At 73.0% G+C, this 17,584-nt stretch carries 15 protein-coding genes; 8 read left to right on the plus strand and 7 right to left on the minus strand.

Annotated elements, in window-relative coordinates:
* Positions 1–3: 3 nt before the first annotated feature.
* The 5 genes from ACGH7X_RS31610 to ACGH7X_RS31630 all read left to right on the plus strand — a co-directional run bounded on the left by ACGH7X_RS31610 (position 4) and on the right by ACGH7X_RS31630 (position 8,655).
* Entirely contained in the window at positions 4–633 is a 630-nt protein-coding gene (locus ACGH7X_RS31610; protein ID WP_399891544.1) for a suppressor of fused domain protein, read from the plus strand.
* Positions 634–1,236: 603 nt separating this feature from the next.
* Positions 1,237–2,385, plus strand: a complete 1,149-nt coding sequence (locus ACGH7X_RS31615; protein WP_399891547.1) for an ROK family glucokinase — start codon at positions 1,237–1,239, stop codon at positions 2,383–2,385.
* Entirely contained in the window at positions 2,382–2,963 is a 582-nt protein-coding gene (locus ACGH7X_RS31620) for a sugar kinase (protein WP_399891550.1), read from the plus strand. Before ACGH7X_RS31615 ends, ACGH7X_RS31620 begins: the two co-directional genes overlap by 4 nt.
* Positions 2,964–3,070: 107 nt before the next feature.
* Entirely contained in the window at positions 3,071–6,097 is a 3,027-nt protein-coding gene (locus tag ACGH7X_RS31625; protein WP_399891552.1) for an SNF2-related protein, read from the plus strand.
* Between the two features lie 707 nt (positions 6,098–6,804).
* Positions 6,805–8,655: an SWIM zinc finger family protein gene (locus tag ACGH7X_RS31630; protein WP_399897460.1), complete on the plus strand. Its 1,851-nt coding sequence runs from the start codon at positions 6,805–6,807 to the stop codon at positions 8,653–8,655.
* Between the two features lie 24 nt (positions 8,656–8,679).
* Here the strand turns inward: ACGH7X_RS31630 and ACGH7X_RS31635 are convergent, their stop codons facing one another.
* Together ACGH7X_RS31635 and ACGH7X_RS31640 are read right to left on the minus strand one after the other, a co-directional pair.
* The gene (locus ACGH7X_RS31635) at positions 8,680–9,357 is read right to left on the minus strand and encodes a response regulator (RefSeq protein ID WP_399891555.1); all 678 of its coding nucleotides are present in this window, start codon (positions 9,355–9,357) and stop codon (positions 8,680–8,682) included.
* Positions 9,358–10,536, minus strand: a complete 1,179-nt coding sequence (locus ACGH7X_RS31640; protein WP_399897463.1) for a sensor histidine kinase — start codon at positions 10,534–10,536, stop codon at positions 9,358–9,360. It lies immediately after the preceding gene.
* A 190-nt stretch (positions 10,537–10,726) separates the two neighbouring features.
* Here ACGH7X_RS31640 and ACGH7X_RS31645 point away from each other — a divergent pair, with 190 nt between their 5' ends.
* Complete coding sequence (locus ACGH7X_RS31645; protein WP_399891558.1) at positions 10,727–11,380, plus strand: hypothetical protein; 654 nt, start codon at positions 10,727–10,729, stop codon at positions 11,378–11,380.
* Positions 11,381–11,424: 44 nt separating this feature from the next.
* Here the strand turns inward: ACGH7X_RS31645 and ACGH7X_RS31650 are convergent, their stop codons facing one another.
* The 5 genes from ACGH7X_RS31650 to ACGH7X_RS31670 are packed head-to-tail and all read right to left on the minus strand — an operon-like array spanning position 11,425 to position 15,374.
* Positions 11,425–12,054: a histidine phosphatase family protein gene (locus ACGH7X_RS31650; protein WP_399891561.1), complete on the minus strand. Its 630-nt coding sequence runs from the start codon at positions 12,052–12,054 to the stop codon at positions 11,425–11,427.
* 60 nt (positions 12,055–12,114) lie between these two features.
* Positions 12,115–12,594: a thioesterase family protein gene (locus tag ACGH7X_RS31655; protein ID WP_399891564.1), complete on the minus strand. Its 480-nt coding sequence runs from the start codon at positions 12,592–12,594 to the stop codon at positions 12,115–12,117.
* Positions 12,591–13,547, minus strand: coding sequence for a 3-hydroxyacyl-CoA dehydrogenase NAD-binding domain-containing protein (locus ACGH7X_RS31660; RefSeq protein ID WP_399891567.1), 957 nt, complete (start codon positions 13,545–13,547; stop codon positions 12,591–12,593). The genes ACGH7X_RS31655 and ACGH7X_RS31660 overlap by 4 nt, the downstream gene beginning before the upstream one ends.
* Positions 13,548–13,575: 28 nt before the next feature.
* Positions 13,576–14,469 (minus strand): 3-keto-5-aminohexanoate cleavage protein, encoded by an 894-nt coding sequence (locus ACGH7X_RS31665; RefSeq protein WP_399891570.1) that lies wholly within the window; start codon positions 14,467–14,469, stop codon positions 13,576–13,578.
* A gap of 47 nt (positions 14,470–14,516) precedes the next feature.
* Complete coding sequence (locus ACGH7X_RS31670) at positions 14,517–15,374, minus strand: TetR family transcriptional regulator C-terminal domain-containing protein (RefSeq protein ID WP_399891573.1); 858 nt, start codon at positions 15,372–15,374, stop codon at positions 14,517–14,519.
* 201 nt (positions 15,375–15,575) lie between these two features.
* Here ACGH7X_RS31670 and ACGH7X_RS31675 point away from each other — a divergent pair, with 201 nt between their 5' ends.
* Both ACGH7X_RS31675 and ACGH7X_RS31680 read left to right on the plus strand, forming a co-directional pair.
* Positions 15,576–16,580 (plus strand): DUF6215 domain-containing protein, encoded by a 1,005-nt coding sequence (locus tag ACGH7X_RS31675; RefSeq protein ID WP_399891576.1) that lies wholly within the window; start codon positions 15,576–15,578, stop codon positions 16,578–16,580.
* A gap of 605 nt (positions 16,581–17,185) precedes the next feature.
* Positions 17,186–17,341, plus strand: a complete 156-nt coding sequence (locus tag ACGH7X_RS31680) for a hypothetical protein (RefSeq protein WP_219186103.1) — start codon at positions 17,186–17,188, stop codon at positions 17,339–17,341.
* Positions 17,342–17,584 lie beyond the last annotated feature (243 nt).

A 17,584-nucleotide genomic window follows, 5' to 3' on the forward strand; every position in this document is an offset into this window, starting at 1 on the left:
ATCATGCCGGGCATGATCGATTCGCTCAGTGGCCCCTACTACACGGCTCTCCAGGCGCACGCGCAGCGGTATCTGGGGCGGGGGTATGCCTGTGTGCCTCCCGTCGGAGACGACAACTTCGGTGTGGGCTTGCATCGTGACGACCGTGCTGGTCTGGTCTCGGCCCTGACCTTGGGGGTTCCCTTCCAGCCCAGTGTCATCGAGCCGGTTGAGTTCGTCTGCACCCTGCAGACGAGTCAGGAGCGGGAGGCGCACCATCTCGCGAGGGTCGCGGCGCGCTGGTTCATCGCATCGGGTGCGAACGTCACGTTCGGGGAGTGGATCCAGCGGGACCGCCCGATGTTGCCGGACACAGGCATCCACGGCCTGCTCTTCGACATCGATCCCATGGTCGGCGAAGCGCTTTCGGTCTTCGACGGCGCCGTTTGGCCGGGCGGCCCTGTAGGTTCCGGGACGGCGTACGGAGCGCTGCATGTGGTGGTGCTGATCCCGCTCACCGCTGCGGAGATCGACGTTCTGGAGTCCCCGGGCCAGGGCCGGAAGGCACTCTGGGAACGGTGGCGGGCCGACAGGACCCGGCTGTGGGACGTTGGGCGCGACGAACGCCCTGGGACCGGTGCCGCCTCCGGTTGACCCTGCGAACGCGCCGCCGTCCTCGCCGGGCGAAGACGCCGCACACGCTGTATGACCTCCGCGGCCAGAGGTGTGCCGTGTGGCTCGCCCCGTTTCGCGAGCACGGGGCGGATCCCTCGCTGCCAGAGCAGGCAGCGGTACTTGTCGTGGTCGCAGCCGCGGTCGGCCGGCAGTGCGTCGGGGCGCCGGCGGGGTCTGCCGACCTGGCCCGCGACGGCGGGATCTTGTCGAGCGGCGGCTCGAGCTGGGTGCCGTCGCCCGCGGTTTTTGCCGGTCAGCGACACCGCGAGCGGGATGCCCTGTCCGACGACGACGAGGGTGGTGCTTGCTGCCCGGCCGTGCGCGGCCGACCGGGCCGGGCCCGCATTCGGGCCCCGTCGGGCGGCCCGCACGTGTGAGGAGTCGATCACCGCCCGCTCCCGGTCCAGCCTAGGATCCCGCACAGGCCGAGACTCTCATGATCAGCAGCTCTTGGCAGAGCCAGTTGGGGGCGCGGGGAACGGCGCGACCAGCCACAACGCACCCGAACCCGGCAACGAACCGCGCATCCCACCCCCTGTCCCATTCGGCACCCGGCACAGCCGTGCGGCACAATCGCACCCGATGAGCACCTACCGCGACTTCACCGCCCCCATCGGATCCCGCCGCGCCCCGGTCCTGCGCACCGTGGGTACGAGGGAACGCCGCTCGCACCTCACGGCACCCCGCGTGCCCACGGTCGGCATCGACATCGGCGGCACGAAAGTCATGGCGGGTGTCGTCGACGCCGACGGCAACATCCTGGAGAAGCTCCGCACGGAGACCCCGGACAAGTCCAAGAGCCCGAAGGTCGTCGAGGACACGATCGTCGAACTGGTCCTGGACCTCTCCGACCGGCACGACGTGCACGCGGTGGGCATCGGCGCGGCCGGCTGGGTCGACGCCGACCGCAATCGCGTGCTGTTCGCCCCCCACCTGTCCTGGCGCAACGAACCACTGCGCGACCGCATCGCCGGCCGCCTCGCGGTCCCCGTCCTGGTGGACAACGACGCCAACACCGCCGCCTGGGCCGAGTGGCGCTTCGGCGCCGGCCGCGGCGAGGACCACCTGGTCATGATCACGCTCGGTACCGGCATCGGCGGCGCGATCCTGGAGGACGGCCAGGTCAAGCGCGGCAAGTACGGCGTCGCCGGCGAGTTCGGGCACATGCAGGTCGTCCCCGGCGGCCACCGCTGCCCGTGCGGCAACCGCGGCTGCTGGGAGCAGTACAGCTCCGGGAACGCCCTGGTCAGGGAGGCCCGCGAGCTGGCCGCCGCCGACTCGCCGGTGGCGTACGGGATCATCGAGCACGTCAAGGGCAGCATCGGCGACATCACCGGCCCGATGATCACCGAGCTGGCCCGCGACGGCGACGCCATGTGCATCGAGCTGCTCCAGGACATCGGGCAGTGGCTCGGCGTCGGCATCGCGAACCTCGCCGCCGCCCTCGACCCGTCCTGCTTCGTGATCGGCGGCGGGGTCAGCGCCGCCGACGACCTGCTGATCGGCCCCGCGCGCGACGCCTTCAAGCGCCAGCTCACCGGCCGCGGCTACCGCCCCGAGGCCCGCATCGTCCGCGCCCAGCTCGGTCCCGAGGCCGGCATGGTGGGCGCCGCCGACCTGTCCCGGCTGGTGGCCCGCCGGTTCCGCCGGGCCAAGCGGCGCCGGGTGGAGCGCTACGAGCGTTACGAGCGGTACGCCGAGGCCCGCCGCACGTCCGGGGAGTCGCTGTGACGCAAACCCTGCCCCACCAGGCCGGACCGCCGCAGGCTCCCGGCTCCCCGGCGGAGGGCCGCCGGCACATGATCCGCCGCCGTACGCTCACGCTGCTCATCATCGTGCTGCTCATCGGCGTCCCCGCCGGCTACCTCGCGATCTCCGCCAGCCAGAGCCGCGACAGCGGCAGGGACAAGGAGGCGAAGTACGCGGCGACCGGCATGACCGAGGGCTGGCCGTCCAAGCTTCAGCGCCGCATCTACGAGGTGCCCGTCCCGGTCCCGTCCGAAGAGATCGCCTACTACGAGACGAACAACTGGAAGACCAGCCGCCTCTACGTCCAGTTCGAGACCACCGGCGCCGGCCTCGACGTCTTCCTGGCCGGGCTGGGCGTGGACCGGGACGCGCTGAAGAAGGACAAGATCGCGATCAGCGACCGTGCCCAGCGGGTCACCGGCTGGGAGTTCGGCGGGTCCGGTTCCTGGTGGGGCGTCGTCAACGAGCAGGAGAACCCGGCACCGACCCAGGACGTCGTCGTGAACATGGACGACCCGGACTACCCGATGGTGTACGTCGTCTCGCACACCGTTCCCTAGAGCTTCCCCCCAGGACCTGGCGGCAGGCCGCCGGAGCCGGTTGTCAGACCCCGCCCGTAGAGTCGAAGACATCTGATCGGGCTGACGGGCGGGAGGTGACAGGACGTATGGGCGACATGGCCGTGACGGACATGACGGCCCCCGGACGAGCGGGGGAGCCAGTGGAGCCGGGGGAAGCGGGGCGGCCCGAGGGGCGGACGGCGTCCGTCCCCGTCCGGCTCGCGGCCGTCTTCCTGCCCGCCCCGCTCCCGCGCGAGGGACGGGTCGCCTTCTGGGACCCCGACGGCGGGCCCGTCACCGGCGCGCTCTCCGCGTACGAAGCCGAAGCCGAAGCCGAAGCCGTAGCCGAAGTGGAAGTGGAAGTGGAAGCTGACGCCCAGGCCGAGGGCGTCGGCGGAGCGGCCGCCGGGGACGGAGCGCGGCCCGCCGGATCGGCGGAACTGACCGTCGTGCGGCGGCACGGCGCCGGGGTGCGGCGCAGGACGGCGCCCGCGCTGTCGCTTCCGCTGGGCGAGGCGCTGCCGCTCCTGGTGCGCGCCCGGCACGACCCGGCCGCCCACCCGGCCACCGCCTGCTGGGGCGCGGCGGCCCTGCACGCCCTGCGGCTCACCGCGCGCGGCCGACTGCTGCCCGGCCTGACCGCGACCGGGCACGACGCCTGGCGCGCCGGTCCCCTCGACCCCGACGACATCGCACACCTGCGGGCCGTGGCCGCCGCCCTGCCCCCGGAGGGCCACGCGGTCCCGCTGGACGGGCCCGGCCCGATCCGGCTGCCCGAGCCGGAAGCACTGGTCCGCGCCTTCCTGGACGCCGTCGCCGACACCCTGCCCCGCACCCCTGCCGCGCCGCACGCCTCGGGCCGGCCGTTCGCCGCACGCGGCGCCCAGCGCCTGCCCGACGCCCACGACTGGGCGGCGGAGGTCGCCGCCGGCATGGACGCGGGCGTGCGCGTCTCGCTCCGCCTGGACCTGTCGGCGTACGACCTGTTCGACGGGGACGACGCCCCGGCCGGAGGGGGCGCGGGCGTGCGCAACGCGGGCGCGGCGATCGTCCAGGTGCACAGCCTCGCCGACCCCACCCTCGTGGCCGACGCGGCGGACCTGTGGTCGGGGCTCGCCGACGCGGCCTTCGGTGCCCGCGCGCGCGTGGACGCCGCGCTGGCGGTGCGGCGCGCGGCGCGGGTCTGGCCGCCTCTGGACCGGCTCACCGAGCAGGACGTGCCAGACGTCCTCGGCCTGTCCGAGGAGGAGGTCACCGACCTGCTGGGCGTGGCCGCCGGCCGGCTCGCCGCGGCCGGAGTCGCCGTGCACTGGCCCCGCGACCTGGCCCACGACATCACCGCGACCGCGGTGGTCAGGACCGCGCCCGGTTCGGCGACCGACGGCACGGGCTTCTTCGAGAGCGAGGACCTCCTCCAGTTCCGCTGGCAGCTGGCGATCGGCGGGGACCCGCTCACCGAGGCCGAGATGGACACCCTGGCGGAGGCCCACCGCCCCGTCGTCCGGCTGCGCGACCAGTGGGTGCTGGTCGATCCCGCGCTCGTCCGCCGGGCCCGCAAGCGCGACCTGGGCCTGCTCGACCCGGTCGACGCCCTCTCCGTCGCCCTCACCGGCAGCGCGGAGGCCGACGGCGAGACGGTCGACGTGGTGCCGGTCGGCGCGCTGGCCGCCCTGCGCGACCGGCTCACGGCGGGGGTGAGCCCCGCCGAACCGCCGCCCGGCCTGCACGCCACCCTGCGCGACTACCAGCTGCGCGGCCTGGCCTGGCTCGACCTCATGACCTCGCTCGGCCTCGGCGGCTGCCTCGCCGACGACATGGGCCTCGGCAAGACGGTCACCGTCATCGCCCTGCACCTCAAGCGGGCCCGCACCGAACCGACCCTGGTCGTCTGCCCGGCCTCGCTGCTGGGCAACTGGCAGCGGGAGATCAACCGGTTCGCGCCCGGCGTCCCGGTCCGCCGCTTCCACGGCCCCGACCGCACCCTCGACGACCTGACCGGCGGCTTCGTCCTCACCACGTACGGCACGATGCGATCCGCCGCCACGACACTGGCCGAACAGCCCTGGGGCATGGTCGTCGCGGACGAGGCCCAGCACGTGAAGAACCCCTACTCGGCGACCGCGAAGGCCCTGCGCACGATTGCGTCCCCGGCGCGCGTGGCACTGACCGGCACCCCCGTGGAGAACAACCTCTCCGAGCTGTGGGCCCTGCTCGACTGGACGACCCCCGGGCTGCTCGGCCCCCTGAAGTCCTTCCGCGCCCGGCACGCCCGCGCGGTGGAGAACGGCGAGGACGACGAGGCGGTGGAGCGCCTCGCCCGGCTGATCCGCCCCTTCCTGCTGCGCCGCAGGAAGTCCGACCCGGGCATCGTCCCCGAACTGCCGCCGAAGACCGAGACGGACCGCCCCGTCCCGCTCACCCGCGAACAGGCCGCGCTGTACGAGGCGGTGGTGCGCGAGTCGATGCTCGCCATCGAGTCGGCCGAGGGCATGGGCCGCCGGGGCCTCGTCCTCAAGCTCCTCACCTCGCTCAAGCAGATCTGCGACCACCCGGCGCTGTTCCTGAAGGAGGAGCACCCGCCGGGCGGCGCCGACCGGATGACCGCCCGCTCGGGCAAACTCGCCCTGCTGGACGAGCTGTTGGACACGCTGCTCGCGGAGGACGGCTCGGCGCTCGTCTTCACGCAGTACGTCGGCATGGCCCGCCTCATCACCGCCCACCTGTCCGCCCGCGCGATCCCGGTCGACCTGCTGCACGGCGGTACGCCGGTGCCGGAGCGCGAGCGCATGGTGGACCGCTTCCAGAGCGGGGCGACCCCCGTGCTCGTCCTGTCCCTGAAGGCCGCCGGCACCGGCCTGAACCTGACCCGCGCCGGCCACGTCGTGCACTTCGACCGCTGGTGGAACCCGGCTGTGGAGGAACAGGCCACCGACCGCGCCTACCGCATCGGCCAGACCCAGCCGGTCCAGGTCCACCGGCTCATCACCGAGGGCACGGTCGAGGACCGCATCGCCGAGATGCTCCAGTCGAAGCGGGCCCTGGCCGACGCGATCCTCGGCTCCGGGGAGTCGGCCCTCACCGAGCTGACGTCCCGCGAGCTGTCCGACCTCGTGTCCCTGCGGAGGCCGTCATGACCTCCCGCCCCGCCGACGAGGCCCGCCGCGCCCTGCGGGAGGCGCTCAGGCGCGGCGAGACGATGCCGGGCCGCGCCGCCGTCGAGGCTGCCTCGGACACGGACGCCGCCTCGGACACGCACACGGGCACGGACGCCGCCTCGGACCGCGGGTCGGCGCGGGAGCAGGGCCAGGAGGAGGGCGAGGGGTCGGGGCCGGCCCGGGAGCAGGACCTGGGACGCAGGCCGGAGGAGCCCGCCGCGCCGCGCCCCGGGGACATCGCACGCGCGGCGCTGCGCAGCGCGCGGACCGCCCGGCACACGGGGCCGGACGGCGGCGCCGGCAGCGCGAACGGGGAAGGCGCAACTCCGGCGGGCCCGGGAGCATCGGCCGACCCGGGAGGGGAAGCGGACCGGCCCCGAGCGCTGACCGAGTCCGCCGGGGCGGCCGTCCCCAACAGCACCGCATCGGCCACCGAGGCGGACCACCCCGACGCTGCGGCGGGCCCTGCCGTCGACCCCGGGTCCCCTCCCGGTGACCAGGGCCCCGGCGACTCGGGCGCCTCCGGAGCGACCTCTCCCGCCGCCGCTGCGAGCCCCGCGGACCGCCCCGGCTCCGTGGGCGGGGACGACGGTAGTCCGGCGGACGTGGCGCGTGAGGCGTTGCGGGCGGCTCGCCGCCGGGCGAAGGCGGACTCCGCGGCCAAGGGCGCGGCGAGCACACGGCGGATGACCCGCCCGGCCGTTCGTCCGCGGGGGGCCGAGGCTTCGGGCACCGCCGACGCCCGGGCCCGCGCCGTACGGGACTTCGTCGCCGACGCCTTCCGCCTGCCCCCGGAGGCGGACCCCGCCGGAGAGGCCCTGCCCCGGGCAGAGGCGGCCGGTGGATCCTCACCCGAGAGCCCAGTGGTCGCCCACTGGGAGCCACACCCGACGCCCGACTCGGACCCCGCCACCGCGTCTCCTCCCGCGTCTCCTCCCGCGTCTCCTCCCGCGTCTCCTCCCGCGTCTCCTCCCGCGTCTGCTCCCGCGTCTGCTCCCGCGTCTGCTCCCGCGTCTGCTCCCGCGTCTGCTCCCGCGTCTGCTCCCGCGTCTGCTCCCGCGTCTGCTCCCGCGTCTCCTCCCGCGTCCCCTCCCGCCGCGGACACGGCGGGCGGTGAAGCCCCGGCATCCGCCGCCGTCGAGCCGTCGCGCCCGCCCACTTCGTCGTACGAGCCCTCGGCGGCTTCGGACCGCCCGGCCCCGCGTCCGGTGACGCAGGGCCGGGCGGCCGACTCCCCGCCCCCCGCGAACTCTCGTACCCCGCGTTCGATGGCGGCCCCGGGCCGCGACGGCGAGCACCGCCGCACCTTCCCCGCCCTCCCGCCCAGGCCGCCGGGAGAGGGCTTCGCCGGGACCTGGTGGGGGAACGCGTGGGTGACCGCCCTGGAGGAGGGCGCCCTGGACGCCGCGCGGCTGGAGCGCGGACGCGGGTATGCCGAGCGGGGGCACGTCGACGCCATCACCGTGACGCCCGGCCTGGTCCTCGCCTACGTACAGGGCAGCCGCGCCCGGCCGTACCGCGTGCAGGTGCGGCTGCGGACGCTCGACGACGCCGACTGGGAGCGGTTCCTGGACGCCGCCGTCGAACGGCCCGGGCACATCGCCGCCCTCCTCGACAAGGAGCTGCCCCACTCCCTGGCCGACCTGGCCGACCGCGGCGTCCCGCTGCTCCCCGGCGTCGGCGACCTCACCCCGCATTGCAGCTGCCCCGACTCCGGGCACCCCTGCAAGCACGCCGCCGCCCTCTGCTACCAGTCGGCCCGCCTGCTCGACGCCGACCCCTTCGTCCTGCTCCTGCTGCGCGGCCGGGGCGAACGCGAGCTGCTCGACGCCCTGTCCCGGCTGAACGCGGCCCGCGCGGCCCGTGCCGCCCAGGACCGGGGACCGGCGTCCCTGCCCGGCGTACGGGCGGACGAGGCCCTGACCCGGCGCACCCTGCCGCCCCTCCCGGCGCCGCTGCCCGCGCCCCCGCATCCCGAGCAGCCGCCCGCCTACCCGGCCGCGCCGGGCGGTCCCGACCCCTTCGCGCTGGACCAGCTGGCCACCGACGCGGCCGGCCGCGCCCACGCCCTGCTCACCACGGGCCGCGACCCGGTCGGCGGGCTGACGTTGTGGCAGGACGCCGTCCGCCTGGCCGCGGCGCGCCCCGGCTCGGGCCTCACCGCCGGCACTCGCGCGCTCTACGCGTCCCTCGCCTCGGCCGCCGGCCGCGACACCGCGGAGCTGGCCCGCGCCGTGGCCGCCTGGCGACAGGGCGGACCGGACGGCCTCGACGTCCTCGAGGAGCCCTGGGATCCGCCCGCCGGCCGTTTCGACCGCGCCCGCCCCCTGCTGCTCGCCGCCGACCTGCCCGCCTTCCGCCCCTGGCACAACCGCCTCACCCACCCCCGGGGCCACGTCCAGCTCAGGCTCGGCCGGGCAGGCCTCTGGTACGCCTACGAGTCGGAGCCCGGCCGCGAGGACTGGTGGCCGCGCGGCACGCCCGACCTCGACCCGGTCGGCGCGCTCACGGGCCTGGGCGGCCCCGGCGACGTCTGACCGGCCGCGCGCCACCGCCGTAGGTCATTCCTCGGCGTCGCGGACCAGGAGCGCGATCTGCACCCGGTTGTCGACCGCCAGCTTGGCGAACAGACTGCCCGTGTGAGCCTTGACGGTCGCCACGCCGATGTTCAGCCGCCGGGCGATCTCCGGGTTGCCCAGTCCGTCGGCGACGGCCCGAGCCGTCTGGAGTTCTCGTTCGGTCAGGGCGGACAGCTGTTCGCGTGCGGCTTCGCGCGACGCGTCGCGGGCGTGGGCGGACTGCGGCCCGGTGGCTGCCGCGATCACCCGGGCCGTGGCCGCCGGTGACAGCACGGGATTGCCGTCCGCGACGGTCCGTACCGCGTCGAGCAGCCGCGCGGGCTGGGTGTCCTTGAGGACGAACCCGAGTGCTCCGGTGCGCAGTGCGTCGAGCACGAGATCGTCGGAGTCGAACGTGGTCAGGATCAGCACCCGTGGCGGTGCCGCCCGCCCCAACAGTTCCCGGGTCGCGCTGAGACCGTCCCGGCCGGGCATCCGTACGTCCATCAGCACCACGTCGGGCCGCTGCTCGTCCACCACGGCGACCGCCGCGTTCCCGTCGGCCGCCTCTCCCACGACGGTCAGGTCCGGTTCGCCGTCGATGACGAGCCGCAGCGCCATGCGCACCAGCTGTTCGTCGTCGACGACGACGACCCGCACCGGCTCCCGCTCGCTGTCCACTCAGGTTCTCTTTTCGTGGGTGGGGCTGCGCCAGGGCAGTTGTGCGGTGAGGAGGTACCCGTCGTGGGCCGTGGGGCGATGCTCGAGTTCCCCGCCGGCGAGATCGACCCGTTCGGTGAGGCCGAGCAGCCCGAACCCGGATCCCGGTGGTGGTGCGGTCCGTGTGGTGGCCGAGGAGTTGTGGACGCCGACGTCGAGCCGGCCGCCCACCGTCCCCCCGAGGCTGATGTGCACGTGGGCACCCGGGGCGTGTTTGGCCGCGTTGGTCAGCCCTTCCTGGACGACCCGGTAGCAGGTCCGTCCGACGAGGTCGGGCGGTGTTCCCGTCACGGTCGTGGTGAGCGTGACGTCCAGCCCCGACGCGCGGGCGTCGGCCACCAGGTCGGGAATTCCGTCGAGCGAGGGCTGCGGCGGTTCCGGGCGGCCCGGGTCAGCCCGGAGCACGCCCAGGACGTCGCGCAGGTCTTCCAGGGCCTGGTGCGAGCCCTCGGCGATGCCGCGGACCAGCACACGGTTCTCCTCGGCCCTGAGGTCGCCGCGATGGTCGAGCACCCCGGCCTGCATGGCGACCAGGGAGATCCGGTGCGCGAGCACGTCGTGCATCTCACGGGCGATCCGGTTGCGCTCCAGGGCCCGCGCCTGTGCGGCCCGTGCGCTCTGTTCCCGCTCCGCGCTCTCCGCCCGCTCGCGCAGGGACCGCACTTCGACCCGCCGCGCACCGACGGCCATGCCCACCGCCACCGCGATGCCCGCGGTCAGTGCCGGGAACGCCAGCCGGATCCACCAGGAGTCGGGCGGGCTCGCGACCGAGTAGAACGTGACGGCGAAGTGCGACGCGGCCACGTACGTCACCACCACGACACCGATCTCCACCGGGCGGCGACGGGTGGAGATCGAGCCCAGCGCCATGAGCGCGGCGCCGGTGGCCAGCGCCGACACGGTCGAGGCGACGGTGACCGCCATGGCGACCGCGAGCGGGAACCGCCGCCTCCACAGCAGCACCGCGAGACAGCCGAGAGCCACCAGCGGGTCCCCGACGAGGAACCAGGCGTCGGTCCCGCCCTTCTGTTCCCGCGCCAGAACGACACCGGTGAGGAACCACGCCGGTACGCCCACACCCACGGCCGCCGCCGACCGCCAGAGCTGCTGCCACCACCCGAGCCGTGGCGAGACGTCCATGTTCACCCGGCCAGTATCGCGAAGCCGGGCGGCCGGTGGGTCAGACCAACGGCTGATACGCCATAGACCAAAGTCGAATCCGTGCCTCGCCCGCGGTCGAGGACGTGCCGGGCCGCTGGGACGATGTGCCCGCCGCGCCGCACCCACAGACTCGTTCACGAGCCCGGACAACCCGGAGGAAGTGGGAGGCATGTTCAAGGAGTCGCGGCGCCGGCGTGCGCTGAAGCGGGTCGTGCCCGGTGACGGGCGAGCGCTGAAGCGCTTCCGCCTGTGGCAGTTGTTCATCCGCGCCCTGTTCTATCTTCGGCTGACGGCCGACGACGGCCGGCAGGCGGTCTACGCCGTCGACGTCAGGCATTGGCAGAACAATTCGTCCGGCAACGTCAGAGCCCATCTGTACCTCGACGGCAGGCACCACGCCGAGTCCAGGCTCCCCGCCTTCTTCCCGGTCCCGGGCGGCACCGTCGAGGTGAGGATGAGCGCGTTCGGGCTCAAGCGCTGCCACTACGTCACCGACGACGGAACCGAGCACCAACTCGTCCCGGACCGCGACTCGGCCGAGGGGCGCCGCGCCCACTTCGACCGCAGGCACCCCGTACTGAGCCGCACGATCGGTTCCCTCTCGTCGGTCGTCCTCCTCGTGGCCCTGCTCGTCCTCGCCTCACAGCTCGCCGAACAGCTCACCCGGCCGGAAGACATCGCCCAGCACGTCGGGAGCTTCACTTCGCCCGTCGACCTGCCGGCCTGGGGCAACACCGCGGTCGGGCTCGCCACACTGATCGCCAGCACGGAGCGGGCGCTGCGCCTGCGCTACCACTGGCTGCTCGACGGCGGTGCGGGCTGACCCCACCTCGCCGGGGCCCGGGTGCTCCGCCGTCGACCCCACGCCTAGGCCCAGGACCTCGCCTCGGGGGGAAAGCCCGTCCAGCGCAACTCGGCCGGCAGATGGCGCATGTCGTTGGAGAGGAGGACGGAAGCCGGTCGGCCGGGCGCGTACCTGATGACCGTGAGCGCCGCGTTGCAGTAGTTGAGGCCGAGCCAACGCCACTTCGGCGCGTGCATGGCGTCCCGGACGAGCCAGGCGACCAGGAAGTTGTGGGTCACGACCAGTTCGTGCCGGTCCTCTTCGCCGTCCACCGGCCCGGTGAACAGCTCCAGCGCCCGGCGGGCCAACTCCGGTCCCCGCGTCCGCTCCTCCTCGGTGGCACCATCGAGGAAGCGGAGGAAGAAGTCCGCCGAGTCGGCCGGTAGCTCCGCTCTTTCCGGCATGTGGGGCACGTAGTCACCGGCGGCCTCCGAGACGTGCAGCGGGACGTTCTCCAGCTGGTCGCCGATCAGGCGTGCGGTCTGCTCCGCCCGGGCCAGTGGACCGTGGTGGACGGCCGCGAAGGGGACGCCCCGCAGGCGCCGGCCGAGCAACGTGGCCTGCCGCCGCCCGCCCTCGGCCAGTCCGCCCTCGTCCGGCGCCGCCTCGCCGTGCCGGACGAGATAGAGGTATCGGGTGGCCGTGCCGGTCATGTCGAACTCCTCCGTGCCCGTCGGTGATCTTCTGCGGCAAGGGACGTTACCTTCCCCGCGTCAGGCCACGGCGGCGATGGAACGGCCCGCCCAGTCGGGAGCCGGCTCGGTCAGCTCCGTGAAGCCGCGCAGGACCGCCGCCGGGAACTCGGTGGCCCGGCCCGCCCGTTGGTCGACGTGGACCGCGAGCAGCTCCGTCGTCGCCACCGGGGCCGCGCCGGGCGCCGGCTCCGACTCCGGCTCGGACACCACGTACATCTCGTGCACGAAGCGCGCCTTGCGCGCCGCCGCGCCCAACACGCGCGTACGGATGGCCAGATGGGCCGCCTCGGGCACGTCCTGGAGAAAGCGGACGTGGGACTCGACCGTGTAGAGGGAGCAGCCCGTGGACTCGCGGTAGCCGGAGTCCAGGCCCGTCTCGATCATCAGCGCGTCCGTGGCGTGGCCGAAGACGAGGACGTAGAAGGCCTCGCTCATGTGGCCGTTGTAGTCGATCCACTCCGGGCGGACCGTGCCGTGGAACAGGGGGAGCCTCGTCATCGGGCGTCCTCCTCGCGGCCCAGGCGGCCGGTGGCGCGCAGTACTTCGACGACACCCCGGTCGCGTTCGGCCACCAGGTCGGCGAGGGAGCGGCCGTCCGCCGCCTCGTCGCAGCCCGTCACCACGGCGTCGTACAACTCCTTGTCCAGCTCCGGCGCTTCGAGGCGTGTCCACGGCGACTTCAGGGACGGCCCGAAGTGGTCCAGCATGTGGGCCATGCCGCCCTCGCCGCCCGCGAGCGCGAAGGTCAGCATCGGCCCCATCACCGCCCAGCGCAGCCCGGGACCCTCGGTGATCGACAGGTCGATGTCACGGACCGTCGCCTCGCCGCTCGCGACCATGTGCAGCGCCTCGCGCCACAGGGCCTCCTGGAGGCGGTTCGCGATGAACCCCGGTACCTCGTTGTCCATCGTGATGACCGACTTGCCCGCGACCTCGTAGAAGCGGGAGGCCCAGGCGACCGCCGCGGCGTCGGTGCGCTCGCCGCCGACCACCTCGACGAGCGGGATGAGATAGGGCGGGTTGAACGGGTGGCCGACGACCAGGCGCGACGGGTCCGCGGCCGTCGACTGCATGTCGGTCATCGGGTAGCCGGAGGTGGAGGAGGCGATGACGACGCCGGGCGGTGTCGCCGCGTCCAGGCGGGCCAGCAGCTCTCGCTTGAGGCCGAGCTTCTCGGGCGCGCTCTCCTGGACGAACTCGGCGTCGGCCACGGCCTGTTCGAGGGTGTCGGTCACGGTGAGCCGGTCGGTCGACGCGCCGTCGGCCAGGCCGAGCGAGGTGAGCGTCGGCCACGCCGCGTCGACCAGGCGGCGCAGCTTCTCTCCGGCGTCGGGCGCCGGGTCCCAGGCGGTCACGTCGTAGCCGCGCGCCAGGAAGTGGGCGACCCAGCCGCCGCCGATGACTCCGGCACCTACGCAGGCGACGCGGCGGACGTTCTCCGGTGAGGTCATGAGAGGGATCCTTCGTGGTCGCGTTGGACTACTTGCGCGGCTTGAGGCCGAGGGTGGCGCGGGCCTCGTCCGGGGTCGCGACGCGTGCGCCGATCGACTCGGTGAGGGTCACGGCCCGCTCGACGAGCTGGGCGTTGGTCGCCTTGTTGCCCTTGCCGAGGTACAGGTTGTCCTCCAGGCCCACGCGGACGTGGCCGCCGAGCAGGATCGACTGCGCGACCCACGGCATCTGCATCCGGCCGAGCGCGAAGCTCGCCCAACGCGCGCCGTCGGGAAGCATGTTGACCATCGACTGGAGCACTCCGGGGTCCGCCGGCGCGCCCCACGGGATGCCCATGCACAGCTGGAACACGGTCGGGTCGTCGAGCAGGCCCTCCGCGAGCAGCTGCTTGGCGAACCAGAGCTGACCCGTGTCGAAGATCTCCAGTTCGGGCCGCACGCCCAGCTCCTGGATGCGTCGCGCGCCGGCACGCAGCATGTCGGGCGTCGAGACGTAGAGGTTCGAGCCGTCGCCGAAGTTGAGCGAGCCGCAGTCCAGCGTGCAGATGTCGGGAAGCAGGTCCTCGACGTGCGGAAGTCGATCGAGACCGCCGACGAGGTCGGTGCCGGGGAGGTGGGTGAGCGGGTCGTCCGGGTCGATGACCAGGTCGCCGCCCATGCCGGCGGTGAGGTTGATGACGACGTCGGTGCCGGTCTCCTTGACGCGTTCGACGACCTCCCGGTACAGCTTCGGGTCGCGGGACGGGTCGCCGGTCTCCGGATCGCGTACGTGGATGTGGACGACGGCCGCTCCGGCGGCGGCCGCCTCCACGGCGTTGGCGGCTATCTGCTCCGGGGTGACGGGCACGTGGGGACTCTTGCGTACGGTGTCGCCGGCGCCGGTGAGCGCGCAGGTGATGATGACGTTCTCGGTCATGGGCATGTGGGGGCCTCCCGAAATCTTGCCGTTCCGGCCTCCGTGGCGTGGGGCTACGGAGCCAGGATCGTGTGAGTGACGTGGTTGGTGAGTGCCGCGTGCATCGCGTCCGCGGCAGCGGCGGACGCGGGCCCGTCCACCGAGAGGACGTGTGTCGCCAGGCCGTCGATCAGCGCGGTCAGCGTCAGTGCCGCCGCCCGCGGATCGATCCCCGCGCGGAACACGCCCTGTCCGACGCCTCGGCGTAGGACGTCGGCGACGGTCTCCCGCCACTGCCGGTAGTACTCGGAGTGCAGCCGGCCCACCGTCGTGGAGCGCGCGGCCTCGGCCCACAGGTCGAGCCACACCGCCCACTGCCGGCGCTGCTGCGCGGTGCGCGGCGTCTGCAGCGCGATGAGCTGGCGCAGCTCGGCGGCCGCGTCGTCCGCCTCGGCGAGACGGGCGGCACGGCGCGCGGTGTCCTCGTCCATGCACCAGCGCACGGCCGCCTCCAGGAGCTCGGCGCGGCCCGGGAAGTGGTAGTGGATCGCGGCGCTGCTGGTGGCGCAGGCGCGGGCGATGTCGGCGACCCGCACCGCGTGGAAGCCGTGCTCGGCGATCAGCCGGACCGTCTCGCGGACGATCTGCAGCGGTCGCCCGCCCTCCACGCCGGCGGCCGGCGCCGCGGCCTTCTCGCGCGGGCGGGTGCCGAGCAGCCGGCCCACGTCCACCCGGCCCTCGTCGGCGATCCGCGCCAGCTCCGCGGCCGTGAAACGGCGGGTGCCGCTCAGCGAACGCGAGAGCTTGGACGGATCCATGACGACCCGGCGCGCGAACTCGCGCTGGCTGACGCCCGCGGCCGCGATGACCTCGCGGACGCGGGCTGCGGTGTCGACGGTCGGTGCGCCGTCGAGTACGTCGTCGGTTTCCACGGGCCACGACCCTAGGGGCGTGTTGCGAAAAACTCAACACTGCTTCATGAAGAAGCCACTGATGCAGGCCCCTATTGAAGTCCTGACTGACATGCCAGTCAGAAGCGCAACGCCAGGACCCCGTTCATCACGGTTGAGCACCGAGCCGGAACTGTGGCTTCCACCACAGCGAGCGCGATCTTGTCCTGGTGAGATCGCCGGGTGCTCGGTTTCCTCGTCCGTCTCCTGCCCTTCTGGGTCCGTGAGCCCCTGCTCATCGTGGTCGGCTCCGTTTTCGGCGTACGCATCATGTATCTCGCCCTCCGCGACGGCGAATGGCTGGCGGCCGGGATCGGCGTGCTGTTCCTGGTGTTCACCGCGGTGCGCGTCCACACGGTGGTCCGTGCCCTGCGCGCCCGCCGGACCCCGAGCCCGGCGGCCACCGCGGACGGCACGGTGTCCGACGCCGCTGTCCAACCGCAGCCGCTGCCTCCGGCGGTGCAGCGGCCCACCCCGGCCGCTCCGGAGAAGGAACCCAACGCGTGGGGCCAGGCCGTCGCGGCCGTGGCCGTGTTCGCGGCACTCGGGGCCGCGGTGTGGTTCGGCCCGCGGTTCCTGCCCTCCGACGACGTCAGCGCGCCGCAGGCCGCCTCGTGTTCGAGCGGGGAGGCCGAGGAACTGCCGGGCGCCTACAAGAAGACGACCCGGGCCGTGACCGGCGACGAGCTGTGCAAGGCGCTCAACCGGTCCGACCTGGCCCAACTCCTCGGAACGCCCGCGGAGAAGGCGACCGTGGCGTCCGGCTCCAGCGGCACCGCCCCCCTGACCGACGGGAAGGTCGCCCAGCCGGAGGCCGAGGTCCAGTTCGACACCTACACCGTGAACGTCTCGGTCACCTACAACGAACTGTCGATCGCCCAGTACGTGAAACTGATGAAGTTCGGGCAGGAGACGGACGTCAGGACGCTCACGGTCCTCGGCCGGCCCGCGGTCCTCTCCTCGGACCACACCATGAAGATCGAGATCAATCTCGGATCCGGCGGATCCGGCGGACCGGTCGAGCAGGGCCCCCTGGCCAGAACCCTGTCCGTGGCCCTCGACGGGAAAGACCGGGGCGGCTACTACGACATCACCGTGTGGAGCACCTCCGGAGCCCTCCCGGACGACAGCGTCCTCCTCGACATCGCCGAGAAGGTTCTCCCCACGATCCCCGAACGCACCGTCTGACGAGGCGCTCGGGCATCACTGGCCGCCGCGGGCATGGAATGGCAGGTCAGAGCCTCTTGGTCGGGGAGGGTCCGACCGACCCGGAGTTCCAGTGCCCCGCCACCGTGGTGAGTGGGTCGTGCTGATGCGCGCAGCTCTCGCAGGAGCCGTAGGTGTCCCAGGCAGGGCAGGGCAGGGCAGGGATCGGAAGCGGTAGAGCTACGCCTTCCTGCATGAGGCGGTCGTTCGGGTCGGCCCGCAGCAGCTCCGCGTCCATCTGGGTACCGATGCAGACGAGGCCCAGCGCAGGGCCGGCTGGTGAGGGGGATGAATCCCTTGGGCCTGAGGACCTGCCCGTAGGCGCCGCTGCCCATTGTCTCCGTCACCAACGTCCAAACCGTCCGGAGTGGAAGGGTTTTCCGGAGCAGAGGACGGTCGGGAGGGTGGCGCACTGAACGAAGTTTCGAAGGAATGCGTGAACACCGTGTCGCCGGGCACTAGGGCTATCACACCGAGGTCCTGTCAGTCGGAGCTGGTTGGGACCTATCAACCAAGGGACGAACTCTGGCCGCTGTGAAACTGATACGCGTGCGCGCCTGAGTCGGAATTGAAGATGGAGTTTTGAAATGATCATTCTTGGACTCATTCTGCTGATCATCGGCCTGCTTGTCGGCATGGGTCTGCTGACGACGATCGGTGGCGTCCTCATTCTGGTTGGCGCCATCCTGTGGATCCTGGGTGCGACCGGTCGCGCGGTCGGTGGACGCAAGCACTTCTTCTGAAGTCAAGGCGCCTCGGCTGCGGTCTTTCCAGCTCTGACCCGAACGAATTCAGGGCCTTCTGTAAACCATGTTCGTGATCCGAAGCACCGTAGTTGTCACCGATGCGGACGCGTCGTCACCATGCCTTTCGTGCAGGCCAGGTCGCGCCGTTCTCGCCGCGGCAGCCTGCCCGGGGGAGTGGTCAGTACTTGCAGGCAGACGTGGCCGGCTCCCGCTTAGAGGTGTTGCTGAACGCGTTGGCGG

The organism is Streptomyces sp. BBFR51, from assembly GCF_044591655.1.
Taxonomy (GTDB): domain Bacteria; phylum Actinomycetota; class Actinomycetes; order Streptomycetales; family Streptomycetaceae; genus Streptomyces.